We start from the raw sequence: 18,779 nt of genomic DNA on the forward strand, positions 1-18,779 counted from the left end.
GTCCGGGCAAAGGATGTTGCCGTAGGGTCGCGAGAGTTGCCGTGTCCGGTGCAACCGGCGGGGCAGGCCGCATCGTCGGAACGGGTCGCTGTACCAGATCATCATACCGATCATGACAACCAATGGTCACAGCCGATCGTCACAACAGACGAGCGTGAAAGACGTTGACGGATGCTCCGGCATCCACGGGGAGGGGTTCACTCTATGGCGGCGCATTTCGGCAGGAGGCTGCGCAAAGGGGCGGCAACCACCGCCGTGGCGGCGGCCGCGGTGGCTGCTCTGTCCGCGTCCCAGGCTCCGGGCGCGCCGATCGACGGCCAGGGCGGCCGGACCTCCTCCGACGCCGCCTCGGCGCCGGAGGAGAGCACCGGCGACCCCGGCGCGACCGGCAACTCGCCGTACTACACGGACCTGCCGCCGCTCAACAGCCCCAACCCGGCGCCGCCCGCGAGCTCCGACCCGATCGTCTCGGGCGCCTCCGAGGCGGGTATACCCGCGACCGTCCTCGACGCCTACAAGAAGGCCGAGACCGCGCTGCGCGAGTCCAGGCCCGCATGTAACCTGCCCTGGCAACTGCTCGCCGCCATCGGCAAGGTGGAGTCCGGCCAGGCCCGCGGCGGACGCGTCGATGCCGAGGGCACGACGACCTCCCCGATCATCGGCCCGCAGCTCGACGGCAACGGCTTCGCGCTCATCAGGGACACCGACAACGGCGAGTACGACGGCAACAGCGCCTACGACAACGCCGTCGGCCCCATGCAGTTCATCCCGTCCACCTGGGCGTGGGCCGGCCGCGACGGCAACAACGACGGCCGCGAGGACCCCAACAACATCTACGACGCCGCGCTGGCGGCCGGTCACTACCTGTGCCGCTTCGGCTGGGACCTGTCCGACCAGACGGACCTCGACAAGGCGATCCTCAGCTACAACAACTCGACGGAGTACCTGAACACCGTCCTGTCGTGGCTGGAGTACTACCGCAAGGGCACGCACGAGATCCCGGACGGCACCGGCACCCTGCCCGACAACCGCAGCGACAACACCACCGACCCCACCCCGTCGAGGCCGGGCAGCAGCCCGTCCACCCCGGACAAGCCGTCGACGAAGCCCGGCACCGGGCCCGGCAAGCAGGACAGCGGCAGCACCCCGCCGCCGGCCACGACCCCGCCGCCGGCCACGACCCCGTCGTCGGCCACGACCCCGCCACCGGCCTCCCCCGGCACACCGGGCGCCCCGCCGGCCACGACCCCGCCACCGGCCTCACCCGGCACACCGGGCGCCCCGCCGGCCACGACCCCGCCGCCCACCACGTCCCCCACACCCACCGACACGGTGGACCGCCTGGAGAACGCCGGCACCGGCCGGCTCACCGCTACGGCGGGCGAGACGTTCGCCGAGCGGATCGGCACCCGCGCGGAGACGCACGAGGGCGGGGCCGTCGCGAAGGTGCGGATCCGCTTCACCGTCGTCGGCGACACCGACACCACCTTCACCGGCGGCGAGAGCGTGGCCACCGTCCTCACCAACAGCTCCGGGGTCGCCGTCGCGCCCGCACTCCGGGCGGGCGAGAAGACCGGCGACATCACCGTCCGCGCCACCGTCGTCGGCCGCATGGTGCCGGGCCTCGACTACCGGGCCACCGTCACCGAGCGCGTCGCCGACACCGTCGTGCGCACCGATGACGAGGCGCTGACCTGCACGCCGGGCGGCGAGTTCGCCCACCGCGTCGAGGTACGGGCCACCCGCGACGGCGCCGCCGCCGACAAGGTCGCGGCCACCGCCACCCTGATCACATCGGCCGACGATCCGGCCGCCAACGACGAGGGCCCCTATTTCAAGGACGCCGACGACAAGGCCGTACGCACCCTCAGCGGCCTGAAGACGGACGCGGACGGCCGGCTGAAGCTGCCCCGGATGTACACGGACGACACCACCGGTACCTTCCTGCTCCGCATCACCCTGGCGGGCGGCGCCACCCTCACGGTCGAACTCACCGTGGCCGCGGACGAGACGGCGTCCCCCGGCCCGTCGGCGTCCCCCGGCTCCGCCACCGGCACGTAGCCGCACCCGCACGAACACGGGGCGCCCTCCGTCACCGCCGGAGAGGGCGCCCTTGCGTGTACGTACGGCGTTTTCTCGTTCCGCCCGCCGTTGCCGCGGTGCCGACCCCGACGCCATCTGACGGGCCGTCGGTCCGGCGGTGGAGCAGGAGGAGGTCACCGCCCGAGCCGCGCGTTGGTGTGCCGGGTCGGTTCGGCAGCGGCGGGGTCCTCGGGCCACGGATGCCGGGGATAGCGGCCGCGCAGCTCGGCCCGTACACCCTTGTAGCCGTCCTTCCAGAAGGAGGCGAGGTCGGCGGTGACGGCGGCGGGCCGCCCGGCCGGGGACAGCAGATGCACCAGCAGGGGCACCCCGGCCACCCGCGGCGACTCCTGGAGTCCGAACATCTCCTGGAGCTTCACCGCGAGGACCGGCTGTCCGGGGTCGGAGTAGTCGATCCGGACCGCGGACCCACTGGGCACGGTGATCCGCTCGGGGGCGAGGCCGTCCAGGCGGGCGGCCTCGCCGGACGCCCACGGCAGCAACCGGCCGAGGGCCTGCCCGGCGTCGATCCTGGCCAGGTCGGCGCGGCGCCGGGCGCGGCTCAGCTCCGGCTCCAGCCACTCCTCCACGCGCGAGTGCAGCGCCTCGTCGGACACGTCGGGCCAGGGCTCACCGGCCTGCCGGTGCACGAACGCCAGCCGCTGCCGCAGCACGGCCGCCCCGGCCGGCCACCGCAGCAGCCCGAACCCCTCCCGCCGCAGCCCCTCCAGCAGCGCGGCCCGTACGAGTTCCGGCTCCGGGTCGGTACGGGGCCGTACGGCCAGTTCGACGGCCCCCAGCCGCTCGACCCGCCGGGCGACGACGTCCCCGTCGGCCCAGTGCACCTCCTCGAGTGTCTTCAGCAGGGCGCCTGCCGCCCACCGCGCGGTGTCCTCGTCGACGACCGCGCCGAGCTGCACGCGCGCGTGGCCCCGTCCCACGGGCCGGTCGGCCACGGCGACCGCGATCCAGGGCGCGCCGCGCAGCCCGGTGCCCGCCCCTGCCTCGGCCCGCGTCCCGGACACCATCAGGTACGAACCGCCGTCCGCGCGGGCGATCCGCTCGGGGAACGCGAGCGCGGCCACCAGCCCGACCCGCGCGTCCTCCCCGTCCAGGCGCGGCATGCCGCCGCCCGTCGGAGAGAGGCCCCGTGAGAAGCCCTGTACCGAGGCTCGTGCGGGGGTCCGCGCGGAAGCCTTCGCCGAGGCGTCCGGTGCGAGCGCGCGCAGCCGGCGCACCTCGGTCCGCCACCGCTGTGCGTAGGCGTCGCCCCCGCGCCGCGCGGCGCGCAGCGCACCGGCGAGATCGTCCCCGTAGCTCCGTGGCGCCTCCTCGCCGATCAGCGCGACCACCTCGGCGGCGAGCCCGGGGCCCACGGCCGGTGCCGCGTCCAGCAGGGCCCGCCCGAGCCGGGGGTGCAGGCCCAGCCGGGCGAGCCGGGTGCCCCGCTCCGTGGCCCGCCCGTCGGCGCCGACGGCTCCGATCGCGGTCAGGACGGCCCCGGCCGCCGCCATTGCCCCGGCCGGGGGCGGATCGAGCAGGGCGAGTCCGGAGGCGTCGGGATCGCCCCAGCAGGCCGCCTGCAGCGCGAACGCCGTCAGGTCGGCCACCTTGATCTCGGGGGAGGGGAACCGCGGCAGCCGGACGTCCTCCGCCTGTGCCCAGCACCGGTACACCGCGCCCGGCGCCTCGCGCCCGGCCCGTCCCGCCCGCTGCCGGCCCGCCGCCTGCGAGGCCCGTACCGTCGTCAACGCGCTCAGCCCGCGCGCGTGGTCGACGCGGGGCTCACGCGCGAGGCCCGGGTCCACGACCACCCGGACCCCCGGCACCGTCAGCGACGACTCCGCCACCGAGGTCGCCAGCACCACCCGGCGCCGCTGCCCGGGCGCCAGCACCGCGTCCTGCACGGCGGCCGGCGCCCGCCCGTGCACCTGGAGCACCTCCACGTCCGGGAGCGGCCCCAACTGCGCGGCCACCCGGGCGATCTCGCCCACGCCCGGCAGGAACACCAGGACGTCCCCGTCCCGTTCGGTCAGCGCCCGCCGCACCACCGACGCCACATGTGTCAGCAGCACAGGGTCGACCCGCATGCCGTGCGGCGGCCGCACCGGACGGACGGGAGGCGCCCACACGACCTCCACCGGGTGCGCCGTCCTGCGCGCCTCGACGACGGGCGCGTCGCCCAGCAGCCGTGCCCAGCCCGCCGCGTCGGTCGTCGCCGACGCGGCCACCAGACGCAGCTCCGGACGCAGCGTCTCGCGCACGTCGCACAGGAACGCCGCCGCCGTGTCCGCGTCCAGATGCCGCTCGTGGCACTCGTCGAGGATCACGACGTCCACGCCGGTCAGCTCCTGGTCGCGTTGCAGCCGTTGCAGGAGCACGCCGGTCGTGACGACCTCCACGCGCGTGTGCCGTCCGGTCACCCGCTCCCCGCGCACCGTGAAGCCCACCGACCCGCCGGGCTTCTCGCCCAGCAGCCAGGCCATCCGCCGGGCCGCCGCGCGCGCCGCGATCCGTCGCGGCTCGGCGACCAGGACCCGCCGCGCGGGACCGGCACCGGCCAGTCCTGCCAGCACCAGCGGCACCAGGGTCGTCTTGCCGGTGCCGGGCGGTGCGACCAGGACGGCGGTGCCGCGTTCCCGAAGGGCGTCGGTCAGCGGGGCAATCACCTCGCGCACCGGGAGGGCGCCGAGAGCGTCATGACGGATCACGCACTCAGTCCCGTACGCACACGAAGATCGCCGTCCCCGGGATCAGCCGGCCGCGCAGGGGGGACCAGCCGCCCCACTCGGAGCTGTTCCACTCCGGCCACTGAGGCTCCACCAGGTCCACCAGACGGAAGCCCGAGGCGGCGACGTCGCGGACCCGGTCACCCAGTGTCCTGTGGTGCTCGACGTACACCGCGTGGCCCTCCTCGTCCTGCTCCACGTAGGGCGTGCGGTCGAAGTACGACCCGGAGACACTCAGCCCCTCCGGGCCGGGCTCGTCCGGAAACGCCCAGCGGATGGGATGCGTGACGGAGAAGACGAACCGGCCGCCCGGCCGCAGCACCCGGCGCACCTCGCGCAGCACCAGCCGCGGGTCGGCGACGAAGGGCAGCGCCCCGTACGCCGAGCAGGCCAGGTCGAAGGAGCCGTCCGCGAACGGCAGGGTGCCCGCGTCCGCGCACACCAGCGGGAACGGGCCCCCGATGCGCAGCGCGTGCTGCAGCTGCCGGTGCGAGATGTCCAGGGCCACCGGGCGCGCGCCCTGCGCGGCCAGCCAGCGCGAGCACTGGGCCGCGCCGGCGCCGAGCTCCAGGACGGTGCGGTCCTTCAGCTCCTCCGGCGGGCCGAGCAGCTCGGCCTCCACCTCGTCCAGCCCCTCGGGGCACCACACGAAGCGGTCGTCGCCGAGGAACGTGCCGTGCTCGACCTGGTACTCGTCCGCGTTGCGGTCCCACCAGCCGCGGTTGGCGCGGGCGCTCTCGGTGACGCCGGCGTCCCGTCGGGTCGCCTCCGGCCCGGATGCTTCGGGACCTTCGGGCTCTTGGATGATCGGCTCCATCGTCGTACTCTTCCGTCCAGTCGCCCCGGCTGTCGTCACAGGGGCGCACAGTGTCCTGCTGCGTGTGTCCGAAGTGGTGTCCGCGGGGTGGGTTCCGCGGGGCAGCGAGGCGGCATCCGACGTGCGGCTCTCCCCCGGACGGGGGAATTGTGCCGGTTTTGCGGCGATCCGCCCCGGGTGGGGGGCTTCGCGCATTGACCCTGCCCGGCTGCCCCCGTATGCTACAAGTTGCGCTGCGAGCCTGCGCACCTCAGACATAGCAGGTTGTGCTCGCATCTGTTGTATGTCCCCTCGGTTGTCGAGGCGCCACCGGACACCCGGTGTCCGGTTGAATGGCGCTTCCTAGGCTGTCCGGCTTCTGCAGAGCGAAACGGGCTCGGGCGTAGCAGTACCTACGACTCACTGTCCGTACCGGAGCCCTTTCCCACATGACGAGCAGCACCGAGACCACCGCCACCACCCCGCAGGTTGCGGTCAACGACATCGGTAACGAGGAAGCCTTCCTCGCCGCGATCGACGAGACGATCAAGTACTTCAACGACGGCGACATCGTCGACGGCGTCATCGTGAAGGTCGACCGGGACGAGGTCCTGCTCGACATCGGTTACAAGACCGAAGGTGTCATCCCGAGCCGCGAACTCTCGATCAAGCACGACGTCGACCCCAACGAGGTCGTCGCCGTCGGTGACGAGATCGAAGCCCTTGTTCTCCAGAAGGAGGACAAGGAAGGCCGCCTGATCCTCTCGAAGAAGCGCGCCCAGTACGAGCGTGCCTGGGGCACCATCGAGAAGATCAAGGAAGAGGACGGCATCGTCACCGGTACCGTCATCGAGGTCGTCAAGGGTGGTCTCATCCTCGACATCGGCCTCCGCGGCTTCCTCCCGGCCTCCCTGGTCGAGATGCGCCGCGTCCGCGACCTCCAGCCCTACGTGGGCAAGGAGCTCGAGGCGAAGATCATCGAGCTGGACAAGAACCGCAACAACGTGGTCCTGTCCCGCCGTGCCTGGCTGGAGCAGACCCAGTCCGAGGTCCGCCAGACGTTCCTCACCACCCTTCAGAAGGGGCAGGTGCGTTCCGGCGTCGTCTCCTCGATCGTCAACTTCGGTGCCTTCGTGGACCTGGGTGGCGTCGACGGCCTGGTGCACGTGTCCGAGCTGTCCTGGAAGCACATCGACCACCCCTCCGAGGTCGTCGAGGTCGGTCAGGAAGTCACTGTCGAGGTCCTCGACGTCGACATGGACCGCGAGCGTGTCTCCCTGTCGCTGAAGGCGACCCAGGAAGACCCGTGGCAGCAGTTCGCCCGCACCCACCAGATCGGCCAGGTCGTGCCCGGCAAGGTCACGAAGCTGGTTCCGTTCGGTGCGTTCGTCCGCGTGGACGAGGGCATCGAGGGTCTGGTCCACATCTCCGAGCTGGCCGAGCGCCACGTGGAGATCCCGGAGCAGGTCGTCCAGGTCAACGACGAGATCTTCGTCAAGGTCATCGACATCGACCTCGAGCGCCGCCGCATCAGCCTCTCGCTGAAGCAGGCCAACGAGGCCTTCGGCGCCGACCCGTCGGTGGTCGAGTTCGACCCGACCCTGTACGGCATGGCCGCGTCCTACGACGACCAGGGCAACTACATCTACCCCGAGGGCTTCGACCCCGAGACCAACGACTGGCTCGAGGGCTACGAGACCCAGCGGGAGGCGTGGGAGACCCAGTACGCCGAGGCGCAGACCCGCTTCGAGCAGCACCAGGCGCAGGTCATCAAGTCCCGCGAGGCGGACGAGAAGGCCGCTGCCGAGGGTGTCGACACCGCGGGTGCGGCTCCGGCCGCGTCCGGTGGCGGTGGCGGTGGCGGTGGCTCGTACTCCTCCGAGGGCGGCGACAACTCCGGCGCCCTGGCGTCGGACGAGGCGCTGGCCGCGCTGCGCGAGAAGCTGGCCGGCGGCCAGAGCTGACCTCCCGCCGGAGGCGGACCCCCACCCGCTGAGGCATGACCGGTGACTGAAGGGCCGCACCTTTCGAGGTGCGGCCCTTCAGCGCTGCGCTCCGGGGCGGGCGTTGCCTGCGTGCGGGCCGGTGGAGTCTTGTCGCGCAGTTCCCCGCGCCCCTCCCCTCGGGGAGTCGCCCTCACCTGGGAATACCGGTGCCCCGTGTCACGTTGTCCACGGGGAAACACGAGGAGGGGCGGTCACTGTGCTTGATCCGCAGGATTTGTACGCATGGGAGCCGAAGGGGCTGGCGGTCGTCGACATGGCGCTCGCCCAGGAATCGGCCGGTCTTGTCATGCTCTACCACTTCGACGGGTACATCGACGCGGGCGAGACCGGCGACCAGATCGCCGAGCGGCTGTTCGACTCGCTGCCCCACCAGGTCGTCGCCCGGTTCGACCACGACCGGCTCGTCGACTACCGGGCCCGTCGCCCTCTGCTGACCTTCACGCGTGACCGCTGGACCGACTACGAGGTACCCGCGCTCGAGGTGCGGCTGGTCCAGGACGCCACCGGAGCGCCGTTCCTGCTGCTCTCCGGCCCGGAACCGGATGTGGAGTGGGAGAGGTTCGCCGCCGCGGTGCGGCAGATCGTGGAACGGCTCGGCGTCCGCCTGTCGGTGAACTTCCACGGGATCCCCATGGGCGTCCCGCACACCCGCCCCGTGGGTATCACCCCGCACGGCAACCGCACCGACCTCGTCCCCGGCCACAGCAGCCCCTTCGAGGAGGCACAGGTTCCCGGCAGCGTCGAGGCCCTCGTCGAGTACCGGCTCATGCAGGCCGGACACGACGTGCTCGGCGTCGCCGCGCACGTGCCGCACTACATCGCCCGCTCCCCTTACCCGGACGCGGCGTTGACCGTCCTGGAGACCATCACGGCCGCGACCGGTCTGGTCCTGCCCGGCGTGGCGCACGCCCTGCGCACCGACGCGCACCGCACCCAGACCGAGATCGACCGCCAGGTGCAGGAGGGCGACGAGGAGCTCACGGCCCTCATCCAGGGCCTCGAGCACCAGTACGACGCCGCCGCGGGTGCCGAAACCCGGGGCAACATGCTCGCCGAGCCGGTGGAGATCCCGTCGGCGGACGAGATCGGACTCGAGTTCGAGCGATTCCTGGCGGAGCGCGAAGGCGACGTCTGAGACCGCCGGGGCCCACCCGGCCACGGGCGGGGCCGGGATCCCGCCCGGCGTGCTGCCGGCGGCAGGCCCTAAGCTCTCGGACATGCTGAAGGTGGGACTGACCGGTGGGATCGGTGCCGGCAAGAGCGAGGTGTCGCGGCTGCTCGTCGAGAGCGGCGCCGTACTGATCGACGCGGACCGCATCGCGCGCGAGGTCGTCGCACTGGGGACGCCCGGTCTCACGGCAATCGTGGCGGCCTTCGGTGAGGAGATCCTCACCGAGGACGGCAGCCTGGACCGGCCGGGGCTCGGCGCGATCGTCTTCGCCGACGCGGAGAAACTCGCCCTCCTCAACTCGATCGTCCACCCGCTGGTGGGCGCCCGCTCCCGGGAGCTGGAGGAGGCCGCCTCCGGGGACGCCGTCGTCGTCCACGACGTGCCCCTCCTCACGGAGAACGGCCTCGCGTCCCTCTACGACCTCGTGATCGTGGTCGACGCGAGCGCCGGGACCCAGCTCGAGCGGCTCGTCGGCCGACGCGGCATGAGCGAGGAGAACGCCCGCGCGCGCATGGCCGCCCAGGCGACGCGCGAACAGCGCCGGGAGATCGCGGACATCGTCATCGACAACGACGTACCTCTGGACGAGCTGGAGCGGCGGGTCGAGGACGTATGGGCCGAGCTCGTACGCCGGGCGGAGGCGGCCCGGCGGCCCGCGCAGGAATAGAGGTGCCCGGCCGGGGCGTTGAACCGGTTCGGCAAGGGAAGGATGCGGCTGTGCCCCAGAACAGTGGTTCGACCGGACGTACGCCCGAGACGCATGTCATCGACTTCCGTGCCGCCGAGCACCTGCTTGCCTCACGGGACCCGCGGGGTGCGGTGAAGCTGCTGGACGGGGTCATCGACGCGTATCCGGAGAACACGGCGGCGCGTCTGCTGCGCGCGCGGGCGTTCTTCGCGGCGGCCCAGCTGCGTCCGGCGGAGCTCGAGTTCTCCATCGTCCTGGAACGCGAACCGGACAACGCCTTCGCGCACTTCGCGCTCGCCCGCACCTACCAGCGACAGCGGCGGCCCGACCCGGCCAGGCGCCATTTCCGGCTGGCCGCCGCCCTGGACCCGAACCCGGAGTACCTGAAGGCCGCGCGCTTCGACGACAGCCAGGACGACGAGGGCTGAGGCGGCGACGCGCCGAGAGGGAGCATCCGGGTCACCTCGTGTCCCGGGGCGGATCGTACGGTGGTGCATCACGACCCGGCTGGTAGCGAGGTCCCTGGCGCATACGCCGGACGATCACGATCAGGTTGACGGTGACGACCAGCCACAGCAGCGCGCATCCCAGGGCCCAGCCGGGATGCCCGGCGACCGCGAACGCCACCGTCCCGAAGACGGTCCAGGCCTCGCCCCACACGCTCAGCCAGAACCGCATGCGCAGCGCACTGCGCGCGGTCCTCGGCTCACTGCCCGTTCGCATGCCGTCACCACCATTCCTCTTTCCACGGTTCCACGGTTCCACGGTTCCACGGTTCCACGGTTCCACGGTACGTCCGGCCGGTGGGAAGCGGCCGCTGTCGCCTGTCGGAGGCATGCCGTCACTCGGTCGAGTGAACTGGGGGAGCGTGGGAACGGGTGTGCGGATCCGGTCCGTTGGACGGACATGAAGCCGAAGATGCGTGAGGGGTACGAGGGGGCGGGCCCCGGGGCGATCACCCCGGACGGCTGCGCGGTGGAGCTGTACTCGCGGCTGCCCGTCGGGGACGAGCCGGACATCATCGCCGCCGCGGTACCGGCGGGCGCGCGGGTCCTGGAGCTGGGCAGCGGTGCGGGGAGGATGACCCACGCACTGCTGGAACGCGGGTTCACGGTCACGGCCGTGGACGAGTCCGCCGAGATGCTGGAGCGCGTGCGCGGGGCGCGGACCATGTGCGGCCCCATAGAGAAGCTGCGGCTGGACGAGACGTTCGACGTGGTGCTGCTCGCCTCGTTCCTGGTGCACGCGGGCGACGCCGAGGTGCGTCGGGGACTGCTGCGCACCTGTGTGCGGCATCTGGCGAAGGGAGGGTGCGTACTGATCCAGCGGGAGGGCGAGGACTACCACACGAACGTGCCCCGCGAGCGGGTGGACCCGGCGGGCTTCACCGTGCGCATCGTGTCGGTCGAGCCGGTCGGCGACGGAGTCGACGCGGTGCACGTCGGGTATGTGTTCCCGGACGCGGTGTGGACGCAGACGTTCCGGTCACGGCCGCTGACGAAGACGCGGTTCGAGGAGGCGCTGGGGGAGGAGGGCCTGCGCGTCGACCGGTATCTGACGGAGGACGGGATGTGGGTGAGGGCGGTGGCGGCAACGACCGAGGGCTGAGCGGAACGCGGTGACTTCCGTTCCAGGCCGCTGCCGCCGTGCGTTCACGGCCGCGCGGTGCCGCCGGAACGTCTGCCACGGTTTTTGCGACCGGCGGACTTTCCTTGATCCACGAGACCGCTGGGGTCCCCGGACCCGCCGCGGCCACCGGGCCCGGCCGGTCCGGCGGATCCTTCCAGGGCCCGGGGGATGTCGGGGCCACCCGGGCCGCCGAGGCCGCGCAGGCGTTCCAGTTCCCGGCGGTCGCGCTTCGTCGGGCGGCCCGCGCCGCGGTCCCGGATGCCGGCCGGGGCGACGGCGTCGCGGGGCGGGGACGGAGGGGAGTTGTCGATGTAGCACTGGACCGCGACCGGGGCGCCCACCCGCTTGCGGATCAGGCGCTTGACGACGACGACCCGTTCCCGCCCGTCGTGCCGCAGGCGCACCTCGTCGCCGACGCGCAGGGAGTGCGCGGGCTTCACCCGCTCACCGTTCACGCGTACATGGCCGCCGCGGCAGGCGTTGGCACCGAGGGAACGGGTCTTGACCAGGCGTACGGACCAGATCCAGCTGTCGGTCCGGACGGTCTCCCCGCTCTGCGGTCCGGCAGCCTCGGCAGCCGCCACAGCGGCGGCGGTGTCGGGCCCGGGGGGCGCGGAGGCCGTCGCCTTCGCCGTGTCCCCGTCGCCGCGCGTCCCGCCGTACTGAGCATCCTCGGAAGCCATGGTCCGACTCTAATCCTCCGGGGCGGCCCGGTGAGAAGGGATTTCGGCCGCCGCCGCACCGCCGGTGAGCAGGCCGGGCGGACGGGGCAGCCGCCGGCGCCTGCCGGTGCGCCCTACCGTGGAGGGATGGACCACCCCAGTGGCCTCCCCGGCTTCCGCGGCCTCCCCGATCTCCCGGCCTCCTCCGGTGCCCGCGACCCTTCCGGCCTTCCCGGTCTCGACCGGCGCGTCACCGGGTGCCGTGCCTGTCCGCGGCTGGTGGACTGGCGTGAGGAGGTCGCCCGGACCAAACGCGCCGCGTTCGCCGACCGGACGTACTGGGGCCGGCCGGTGCCGGGATTCGGACCGCCGGACGCCCGGCTGCTGATCGTAGGGCTGGCGCCCGCCGCGCACGGCGGCAACCGCACGGGACGGATGTTCACCGGAGACCGGTCCGGGGACGTGCTGTACGAGGGGCTGTACGACGTCGGGCTCGCCTCGCAGCCGACGTCCACGCACAGCGGGGACGGACTGGAGCTGTACGGCGTACGCGTCACCTCGCCCGTGCACTGCGCCCCGCCCGCCAACAGACCGACCCCCGGCGAACGGGACACCTGCCGGCCCTGGCTGGTGCGGGAACTGCGGCTGCTGCGGCCGACGCTGCGGGCCGTTCTCGTCCTCGGTGCCTTCGGCTGGCACGCCTCGCTGCCCGCCCTCGACGCGGCGGGCTGGACCGTGCCCCGCCCCCGCCCGGCCTTCTCCCACGGCGCCCACGTCGTACTCTCCGCCCCGGACGGCGACGACCTGCGTCTCTTCGGCTGCTTCCACGTCAGTCAGCGCAACACCTTCACCGGCCGGCTCACCCCCACCATGCTCCGAGAGGTCCTGCGCACGGCGGCCGAAGCAGCGGGGCTGCCCGCGCGAAAATGAGAGGACCCCCCGCGCCGGGCGCGCTACGGTGCCCCGATGGGCCGCTACCCGGACATCGAACCGTACGACCACGGCATGCTGGACGTCGGCGACGGCAACCGCGTGTACTGGGAGACCTGCGGGAACCCGCACGGCAAGCCCGCGCTGGTGCTGCACGGCGGCCCGGGAAGCCGCGCGACCCCCGGTCTCCGCCGCTACTTCGACCCCGACGCCTACCGCGTCGTGCTCCTCGACCAGCGTGGCGCCGGACGTTCGACGCCGGGCGCCGCCGACCACACCACCGACATGAGCGTCAACACGACCGCCCACCTCATGGCCGACCTGGAGCGCCTGCGTGCCCACCTGGGCATCGAGCGGTGGCTGGTGTGGGGCGTCTCCTGGGGCTCGGCGCTGGGACTGCGGTACGCGCAGACGCACCCCGGTGTGGTGTCCGAACTGGTGCTCACCGGAGTCACCACAGGGTCCGACCCCGAGGTGGCCCTGCTGACCCGGGGACTGGGGAAACTCTTCCCGGAGGCCTTCGAACGCTTCGTCGGCGAACTGCCCGCCGGTGAGCGCGACGGCAACCTCGCCGCCGCCTACAACAGACTGCTCGAGTCCCCCGACCCCGACGTCCGGGAACGGGCCGCGCGGGCCTGGACCGACTGGGAGACGGCGATCATCCCCGCCCCGCCGGGCTCGGTCGCGCGTTTCCAGGACCCCGGGTTCCGCAGGGGTTTCGCCCGCACCGTCACCCACTACTGGGGCAACGGCCACTTCCTCGGCGACGGCGGGGGCGTCGTCCTCCGCGACGCCCACCTCCTGAAGGGCATCCCCGGCACCCTGGTCCAGGGCAGCCTCGACCTCGGCAACCTCCTCGGCACCGTCTGGCGGCTCCACCACGCCTGGCCGGACAGCGAGTTGACGATCGTGGACGAGGCCGGCCACGACGTCGGCGCCGTCGGCGACGACGTCCTGGTGGAGGCGACGGACCGGTACGCGCGCGGCGGCGGATGAACACCGCCGCACTGTGCTCCATAGGAGGTAATTCCGGCTCTCCGCAAGCGTGATATCCCTGGCGGACATACGATTCCGGCAAGGGGAGGAAATCGCAGCGGAATTCCAGCCGAGGAGGGTCGGTGGCTAAACGTATCACCCGACGACGTGGCTATCGAGAAGGCATCTTCGGTGAGATGCTCGCCGAATTTCTGGGAACATTCGTCCTGATTCTCCTGGGTACCGCTTCGGTGGCCGTAGCCGTCGTCGGACTACCCGGATCAGGCCGGCAGGCGGTGGAGTTCGGGGCCGACAACTGGCTCATCATCACGTGGGGCTGGGGCCTCGCCGTGGTGTTCGGCGTGTATGTGGCCGGCGGAATCAGCGGCGCCCACATCAACCCCGCCGTGACCCTGGCCTTCGCCGTACGGCGGGACTTCCCCTGGCGGAAGGTCCTGCCCTACTGGCTGGCGCAGGTCGTGGGTGCCTTCGTGGCCGCCGCGCTCGTCTACGCCTGCTACAGATGGGCGATCGTCGCGGCCGAAACCCAGGCGGGCGTCCCGCGGGACGAATCGCTGGCAACCTACTCGATCTTCGCCACATTCCCCGCCGAATACTTCGGGAATTCATGGTGGGGTCCCTTGCTCGACCAGATCGTGGGAACCGCAATTCTGCTTCTTCTGATCTGTGCTCTCATCGACATGCGCAACACGGCTCCGATGGCGAATCTCCACCCGTTTCTCATCGGCCTGGTGGTCACCGTCATCGGCCTGACGTTCGGTACCAACGCCGGATACGCGATCAATCCCGCACGGGACTTCGGCCCCCGGCTGTTCACCTATTTCGAAGGCTGGGGCTCGATCGCCCTGCCCGGGTCATTCCAATGGTTCAGCGGCTACTGGTGGATTCCCGTCGTCGGCCCGCTCATCGGCGGAGTCCTCGGGATGGCCGTGTACGACCTGCTCATCAGTCCGGTGCTCAAGGCCCGGGCCGGAGAGGCCGAAGAGGGCCCGGCCACCGAAGAACCCTAGGCACACCAGGAGGCGGCAACGATGCCCGAATTCGTCGGCGCGGTGGACCAGGGGACCACCAGTACGCGCTTCATGATCTTCGATCACGCCGGGAACGAGGTGGCGAGGCACCAGCTCGAGCACCGGCAGATCCTGCCGCGGTCGGGGTGGGTCGAGCACGACCCGGTGGAGATCTGGGAACGCACCAACACGGTGATCCAGAACGGCCTCCGTGCCGGAGGACTGACAGCCGCCGATCTGCGGACCATCGGCATCACCAACCAGCGCGAGACGACCGTGGTATGGGATCCGCGCACCGGCCGCCCCTACCACAACGCCATCGTCTGGCAGGACACCCGCACCGACAGCATCGCCGCCGCCCTCGAACGCGACGGCCACGGCGACGTCATCCGTCACAAGGCCGGACTGCCGCCGGCCACCTACTTCTCCGGCGGCAAGATCAAGTGGCTGCTGGAGAACGTGGACGGGCTGCGTGAGGCCGCCGAGGCGGGCCACGCCCTGTTCGGCAACACGGACGCCTGGGTGCTGTGGAACCTCACCGGCGGCCCCGGCGGGGGCGTGCACTGCACCGACGTGACCAACGCCAGCCGGACCATGCTGATGAACCTGGAGACCCTGGACTGGGACGACGGACTGCTGAACATCTTCGGCATCCCCCGCTCGATGCTGCCGACCATCCAGCCCTCGTCCGATCCCGAGGCGTACGGCGAGGCCCGCACCTCCCGGCCACTGGGCGCCGCCGTCCCGATCACCGGAGTACTCGGCGACCAGCACGCGGCGACCGTCGGCCAGGTCTGCTTCTCTCCGGGCGAGGCCAAGAACACCTACGGCACCGGCAACTTCCTGGTACTGAACACCGGCACGGAACTGGTGCGCTCGAGCCACGGGCTGCTGACGACGGTGGCGTACCAGTTCGCGGACAGCCCCGCGGTCTACGCGCTGGAGGGCTCCATCGCCGTCACCGGCGCCGCCGTGCAGTGGCTGCGCGACCAGCTGAAGATCATCACGAGTGCCTCGGAGAGCGAGCAGCTGGCACGTTCGGTGGAGGACAACGGCGGGATGTTCTTCGTGCCGGCCTTCTCCGGCCTCTTCGCCCCGTACTGGCGCTCCGACGCCCGCGGCGCCATGGTGGGCCTGGCCCGCTACAACACCGGTGCGCACATCGCCCGGGCCACGCTGGAGGCCATCTGTTACCAGAGCCGCGACGTGGTCGAGGCCATGGAGCAGGACTCGGGTGTGCACCTGGACGTGCTCAAGGTCGACGGCGGTGTGACCGCCAACGACCTGTGCATGCAGATCCAGGCCGACGTGCTGGGTGTGCCGGTCAGCCGTCCCGTGGTCGCCGAGACCACCGCGCTGGGTGCCGCCTACGCCGCCGGACTCGCGGTCGGCTTCTGGCGCGACACCGACGAACTGCGCTCCCACTGGCAGGAGTCGAAGCGCTGGAACCCGGAATGGAGCGAGGAGCGCCGCCAGGGCGGCTACCAGGACTGGAAACGGGCCGTGGAACGCACCCTGGACTGGGTCAAGGTCACCTGACGCCCCACGTGGACGGCCCCCGCCGGCAGCCGGCGATGTCCGCCGCTTCCCTCACCCACGTCTCCCGCAGGGGCACGAGGACGTGACGGAAGCAGCCGACACCTCGTCGTCGGAGCGGGGCCGGGCCACGCCCGGCAGCGCGGCGGCGAAGGACCGCAGCCGGACGGCGGCCGAGACGTCGGCGTCGCCCGAAACGGCCCGGAGCGGACTCACTGCCCGGTCACCGGTCATCACGCGTCGGCGGCGTCCGGTACGACCGCCGTCGCCGTGATCTCCACGAGCTGCCCGGTGTACCCGAGACAGGCCACGCCGATCAGGGTCGACGCGTGGGGGCCCGTGCTCAGCCCGGACGCCTCCACCACGTGCCACACGGCGGAGAGCACCGCGGGCTCACCGCTCACGACATACACGTCCGTCGCGATGACATGGGCGAAGTCGCTTCCCACCGAGCGCAGCTGCTCCTCGAGGTTGGCGATCACCCGATGGGCCTGCCGCACCGGGTCCCCCTCGCCGACCAGCTTCCCGCCGACGTCCAGCGGGACCGACCCGGCGAGGAACGCCAGCCTGGTGCCCGCCTCGACGACGGAGACGTGGGAGTAGGCGGGTGGCGGGAAGAGCGAGGGGACGGTGACGCGCCGGATCACGCGGACTCCGATCTACGGGTACGGCGGACGAGCCCCCGATCCTGTGCGACCCGGCACGCCACCGCATCCGAATTTCGGTCACCCCCTCGGTCACCCCCGTATCCGCGTCGGTCAGGGCGTACGTCGTCGTGAGGTACTGCGTCGGACTGCAGACGGCTCCGACGGCTCGGGCAGCGCGGAGACCTGGATCGAGGTCGGTCGCCTGCGGCACACGAGCTTCGTGGTGGACCGGCTCGACGCAGGCACGAGAGGACGGTCCAGGCCGTGACGCCGGACGTGCCGACCGCGGCCCGCCGGGACCACGGGGGCACCCTGTCAGTGCCGGGCGAACTGGACACGCGTCGGCTGCACGACATCCGGCCGCACGCTGATGCCGTCGACGGTCAGCCGCTCCCCGTAGATGTCGGTGAGTCTCAGGGCGCCGCCGCAGCCGGTGCCGTCGGGGGAGAGGAAGTAGTTGTACCCGGTACGGGTCAGCCGGAGCCAGCCGGAGCCGGTGGCGACCTCCAGCCGGGCCAGCGGGTTGCGGTGGCCGATCGCCTGGATGCCGCACCAGTGGCTGCTGGAACCGGTCTTGTAGCGGATCGAGACGGTGTCGGACGTTCCGGGGCTGAGCAGGCTCCACGTGACCGGGATCCGCCCGGCGGAGAGGCCGGCGAGCCCGGCGAAGGCTTCCTTGCTCAGGTCGAGCTGCCCGGGAGCGCAGGGCGAGGGGCACTCGTCGGTGATCCGGACCGTCACGGAGGCGCCACCGGCCGCGCGGACGAAGACGTACGCACCGCACGCCCGGGACGTCTCGTAGTCGGTGGTGTTCATCGCTGCGGTCATGAGGCCGGGGCTCGGACCGTAGAGACAGGCGCCGTCACCGTCCCCGGCGTCGTAGTGGGTGGCGACTCCGCTGTAGGCGGCCCGGGGCTCGATCCGCCCCGCCAGTGGTGCCCCGCCGGAGGCCGGGCGCGGGGCGGCCGTGGGGGTGCTCCCGCGCGACGGCTGGCCCGACGCGGTGGTCGCGGAGGGCTTCGGGGCCGGGGACGCCGTGGACGGCTTCGCCTTTGGTGTCCGCCCGGTCGCCGTGGGCGTGATGCTCGGCCGGGCGCCGGTGGCGGATGTGGCCGTGGCCTGCACGGTGTCGGACTCGCCGTCGGGAGTGAGGGCGACGACCAGCGATATGAGGAGCCCGGCGGCGGTCACGGCGACGGCCGGGACCAAGGGGCTGCGCCGCTCGAGGCAGGGGCGGCGGTGGGAGGGGGATACCACGGACGAGTCCTTACGTGGTGCGGGAGAACACGCGCTTTCGGCTCGGCAGTGGTCACAGCCGCCGGAAAGGTTGCCGGACTCGGACCCGGTGGCGCCGGCCCCGCCCCGCGGAGCACGTGATCACGCCTCTCGGGGCTCGGGGCTCGGGGCCCTCGTCCACCGAGGGCGGGGCCGGGGGTGAGGGTGAGGCGGGAGGCATGACGAGGAAGGCGGCCGCCGGGTCGACGTCGGCGGCGTGGAACAGGGTGGGCAGGTCGTGATCGAGGAGCCCCGCCGTCTCGATCATTTGAATGGGACCGAGCGGGCCACACCGCCGAGGACATAGCGCTGACGCTGCAAGGCGGCGACGCGGGCACCAGCGACCGTCTTCAGCACCTCGGTCTCCCGCACGAAAGGCAGCCGGGTCTCCGGGTCGACCACCGTGGCCGTGACGGCCTTCGCCGTCGCGGGCTCCCCGCCCGGCGACTGCCCGAGGCGGACCAGACCCGTGCCGCCGTGGCCGATGCGGCCGAGCAGCTCGAAACCGCCGAGTGCGGCCGGGTCCCCGGGACCCGGCGGAGCCGCGTTCGTGGAGGAACACGGACCTGGTTCGCACCGTCACATCCCGGAAACGCACGGGTTCGCTTCCCTCCTCCACTCC

16 protein-coding genes are annotated in these 18,779 nt (G+C 72.2%); 10 read left to right on the forward strand and 6 right to left on the reverse strand.

The window, feature by feature from the left end:
• Positions 1–204 precede the first annotated feature (204 nt).
• Positions 205–2,061: a lytic transglycosylase domain-containing protein gene (locus HUV60_RS25860; RefSeq protein WP_257849604.1), complete on the forward strand. Its 1,857-nt coding sequence runs from the start codon at positions 205–207 to the stop codon at positions 2,059–2,061.
• 155 nt (positions 2,062–2,216) lie between these two features.
• Here the strand turns inward: HUV60_RS25860 and hrpB are convergent, their stop codons facing one another.
• The gene (gene hrpB / locus HUV60_RS25865; protein WP_257849605.1) at positions 2,217–4,793 is read right to left on the reverse strand and encodes an ATP-dependent helicase HrpB; all 2,577 of its coding nucleotides are present in this window, start codon (positions 4,791–4,793) and stop codon (positions 2,217–2,219) included.
• A 4-nt stretch (positions 4,794–4,797) separates the two neighbouring features.
• Positions 4,798–5,733 (reverse strand): class I SAM-dependent methyltransferase, encoded by a 936-nt coding sequence (locus HUV60_RS25870; protein WP_443047548.1) that lies wholly within the window; start codon positions 5,731–5,733, stop codon positions 4,798–4,800.
• Between the two features lie 323 nt (positions 5,734–6,056).
• Between HUV60_RS25870 and rpsA the strand changes: the two genes are divergently transcribed.
• The 4 genes from rpsA to HUV60_RS25890 all read left to right on the forward strand — a co-directional run bounded on the left by rpsA (position 6,057) and on the right by HUV60_RS25890 (position 9,900).
• Entirely contained in the window at positions 6,057–7,571 is a 1,515-nt protein-coding gene (gene rpsA / locus HUV60_RS25875) for a 30S ribosomal protein S1 (RefSeq protein ID WP_257849607.1), read from the forward strand.
• A 238-nt stretch (positions 7,572–7,809) separates the two neighbouring features.
• Entirely contained in the window at positions 7,810–8,748 is a 939-nt protein-coding gene (locus tag HUV60_RS25880; protein WP_257849608.1) for a PAC2 family protein, read from the forward strand.
• 82 nt (positions 8,749–8,830) lie between these two features.
• Positions 8,831–9,451 carry a dephospho-CoA kinase gene (coaE, locus tag HUV60_RS25885; RefSeq protein WP_257849609.1) on the forward strand — a complete coding sequence of 207 codons (621 nt, stop codon included), beginning with the start codon at positions 8,831–8,833 and terminating at the stop codon, positions 9,449–9,451.
• Positions 9,452–9,501: 50 nt separating this feature from the next.
• Positions 9,502–9,900: a tetratricopeptide repeat protein gene (locus HUV60_RS25890; RefSeq protein WP_257849610.1), complete on the forward strand. Its 399-nt coding sequence runs from the start codon at positions 9,502–9,504 to the stop codon at positions 9,898–9,900.
• Between the two features lie 31 nt (positions 9,901–9,931).
• Here the strand turns inward: HUV60_RS25890 and HUV60_RS25895 are convergent, their stop codons facing one another.
• Positions 9,932–10,195, reverse strand: coding sequence for a DUF6343 family protein (locus tag HUV60_RS25895; RefSeq protein ID WP_257849611.1), 264 nt, complete (start codon positions 10,193–10,195; stop codon positions 9,932–9,934).
• Between the two features lie 183 nt (positions 10,196–10,378).
• Between HUV60_RS25895 and HUV60_RS25900 the strand changes: the two genes are divergently transcribed.
• Positions 10,379–11,080, forward strand: a complete 702-nt coding sequence (locus tag HUV60_RS25900) for a class I SAM-dependent methyltransferase (RefSeq protein WP_257849612.1) — start codon at positions 10,379–10,381, stop codon at positions 11,078–11,080.
• Positions 11,081–11,124: 44 nt separating this feature from the next.
• On the opposite strand, the gene HUV60_RS25905 is transcribed toward HUV60_RS25900, so the two are convergent.
• Positions 11,125–11,784, reverse strand: coding sequence for an RNA-binding S4 domain-containing protein (locus HUV60_RS25905; protein ID WP_257849613.1), 660 nt, complete (start codon positions 11,782–11,784; stop codon positions 11,125–11,127).
• A 126-nt stretch (positions 11,785–11,910) separates the two neighbouring features.
• On the opposite strand from HUV60_RS25905, the gene HUV60_RS25910 reads away from it, so the two are divergent.
• The 4 genes from HUV60_RS25910 (at position 11,911) to glpK (ending at position 16,238) form a co-directional block, all read left to right on the forward strand.
• The gene (locus tag HUV60_RS25910; RefSeq protein ID WP_257849614.1) at positions 11,911–12,693 is read left to right on the forward strand and encodes a uracil-DNA glycosylase; all 783 of its coding nucleotides are present in this window, start codon (positions 11,911–11,913) and stop codon (positions 12,691–12,693) included.
• Positions 12,694–12,729: 36 nt separating this feature from the next.
• Positions 12,730–13,689 (forward strand): prolyl aminopeptidase, encoded by a 960-nt coding sequence (pip, locus tag HUV60_RS25915; protein ID WP_257849615.1) that lies wholly within the window; start codon positions 12,730–12,732, stop codon positions 13,687–13,689.
• Positions 13,690–13,865: 176 nt separating this feature from the next.
• Positions 13,866–14,699 (forward strand): MIP/aquaporin family protein, encoded by an 834-nt coding sequence (locus tag HUV60_RS25920; RefSeq protein ID WP_257850259.1) that lies wholly within the window; start codon positions 13,866–13,868, stop codon positions 14,697–14,699.
• Between the two features lie 21 nt (positions 14,700–14,720).
• Positions 14,721–16,238: a glycerol kinase GlpK gene (glpK, locus tag HUV60_RS25925; RefSeq protein ID WP_257849616.1), complete on the forward strand. Its 1,518-nt coding sequence runs from the start codon at positions 14,721–14,723 to the stop codon at positions 16,236–16,238.
• 230 nt (positions 16,239–16,468) lie between these two features.
• Here glpK and HUV60_RS25935 read toward each other — a convergent pair whose 3' ends face one another.
• On the reverse strand, positions 16,469–16,882 hold the full coding sequence (locus HUV60_RS25935; protein ID WP_257849617.1) for a RidA family protein: 414 nt from the start codon (positions 16,880–16,882) through the stop codon (positions 16,469–16,471).
• 315 nt (positions 16,883–17,197) lie between these two features.
• Complete coding sequence (locus HUV60_RS25940) at positions 17,198–18,139, reverse strand: expansin EXLX1 family cellulose-binding protein (RefSeq protein ID WP_257849618.1); 942 nt, start codon at positions 18,137–18,139, stop codon at positions 17,198–17,200.
• Positions 18,140–18,779: the final 640 nt, after the last annotated feature.

Source organism: Streptomyces sp. KMM 9044, assembly GCF_024701375.2.
Taxonomy (GTDB): domain Bacteria; phylum Actinomycetota; class Actinomycetes; order Streptomycetales; family Streptomycetaceae; genus Streptomyces.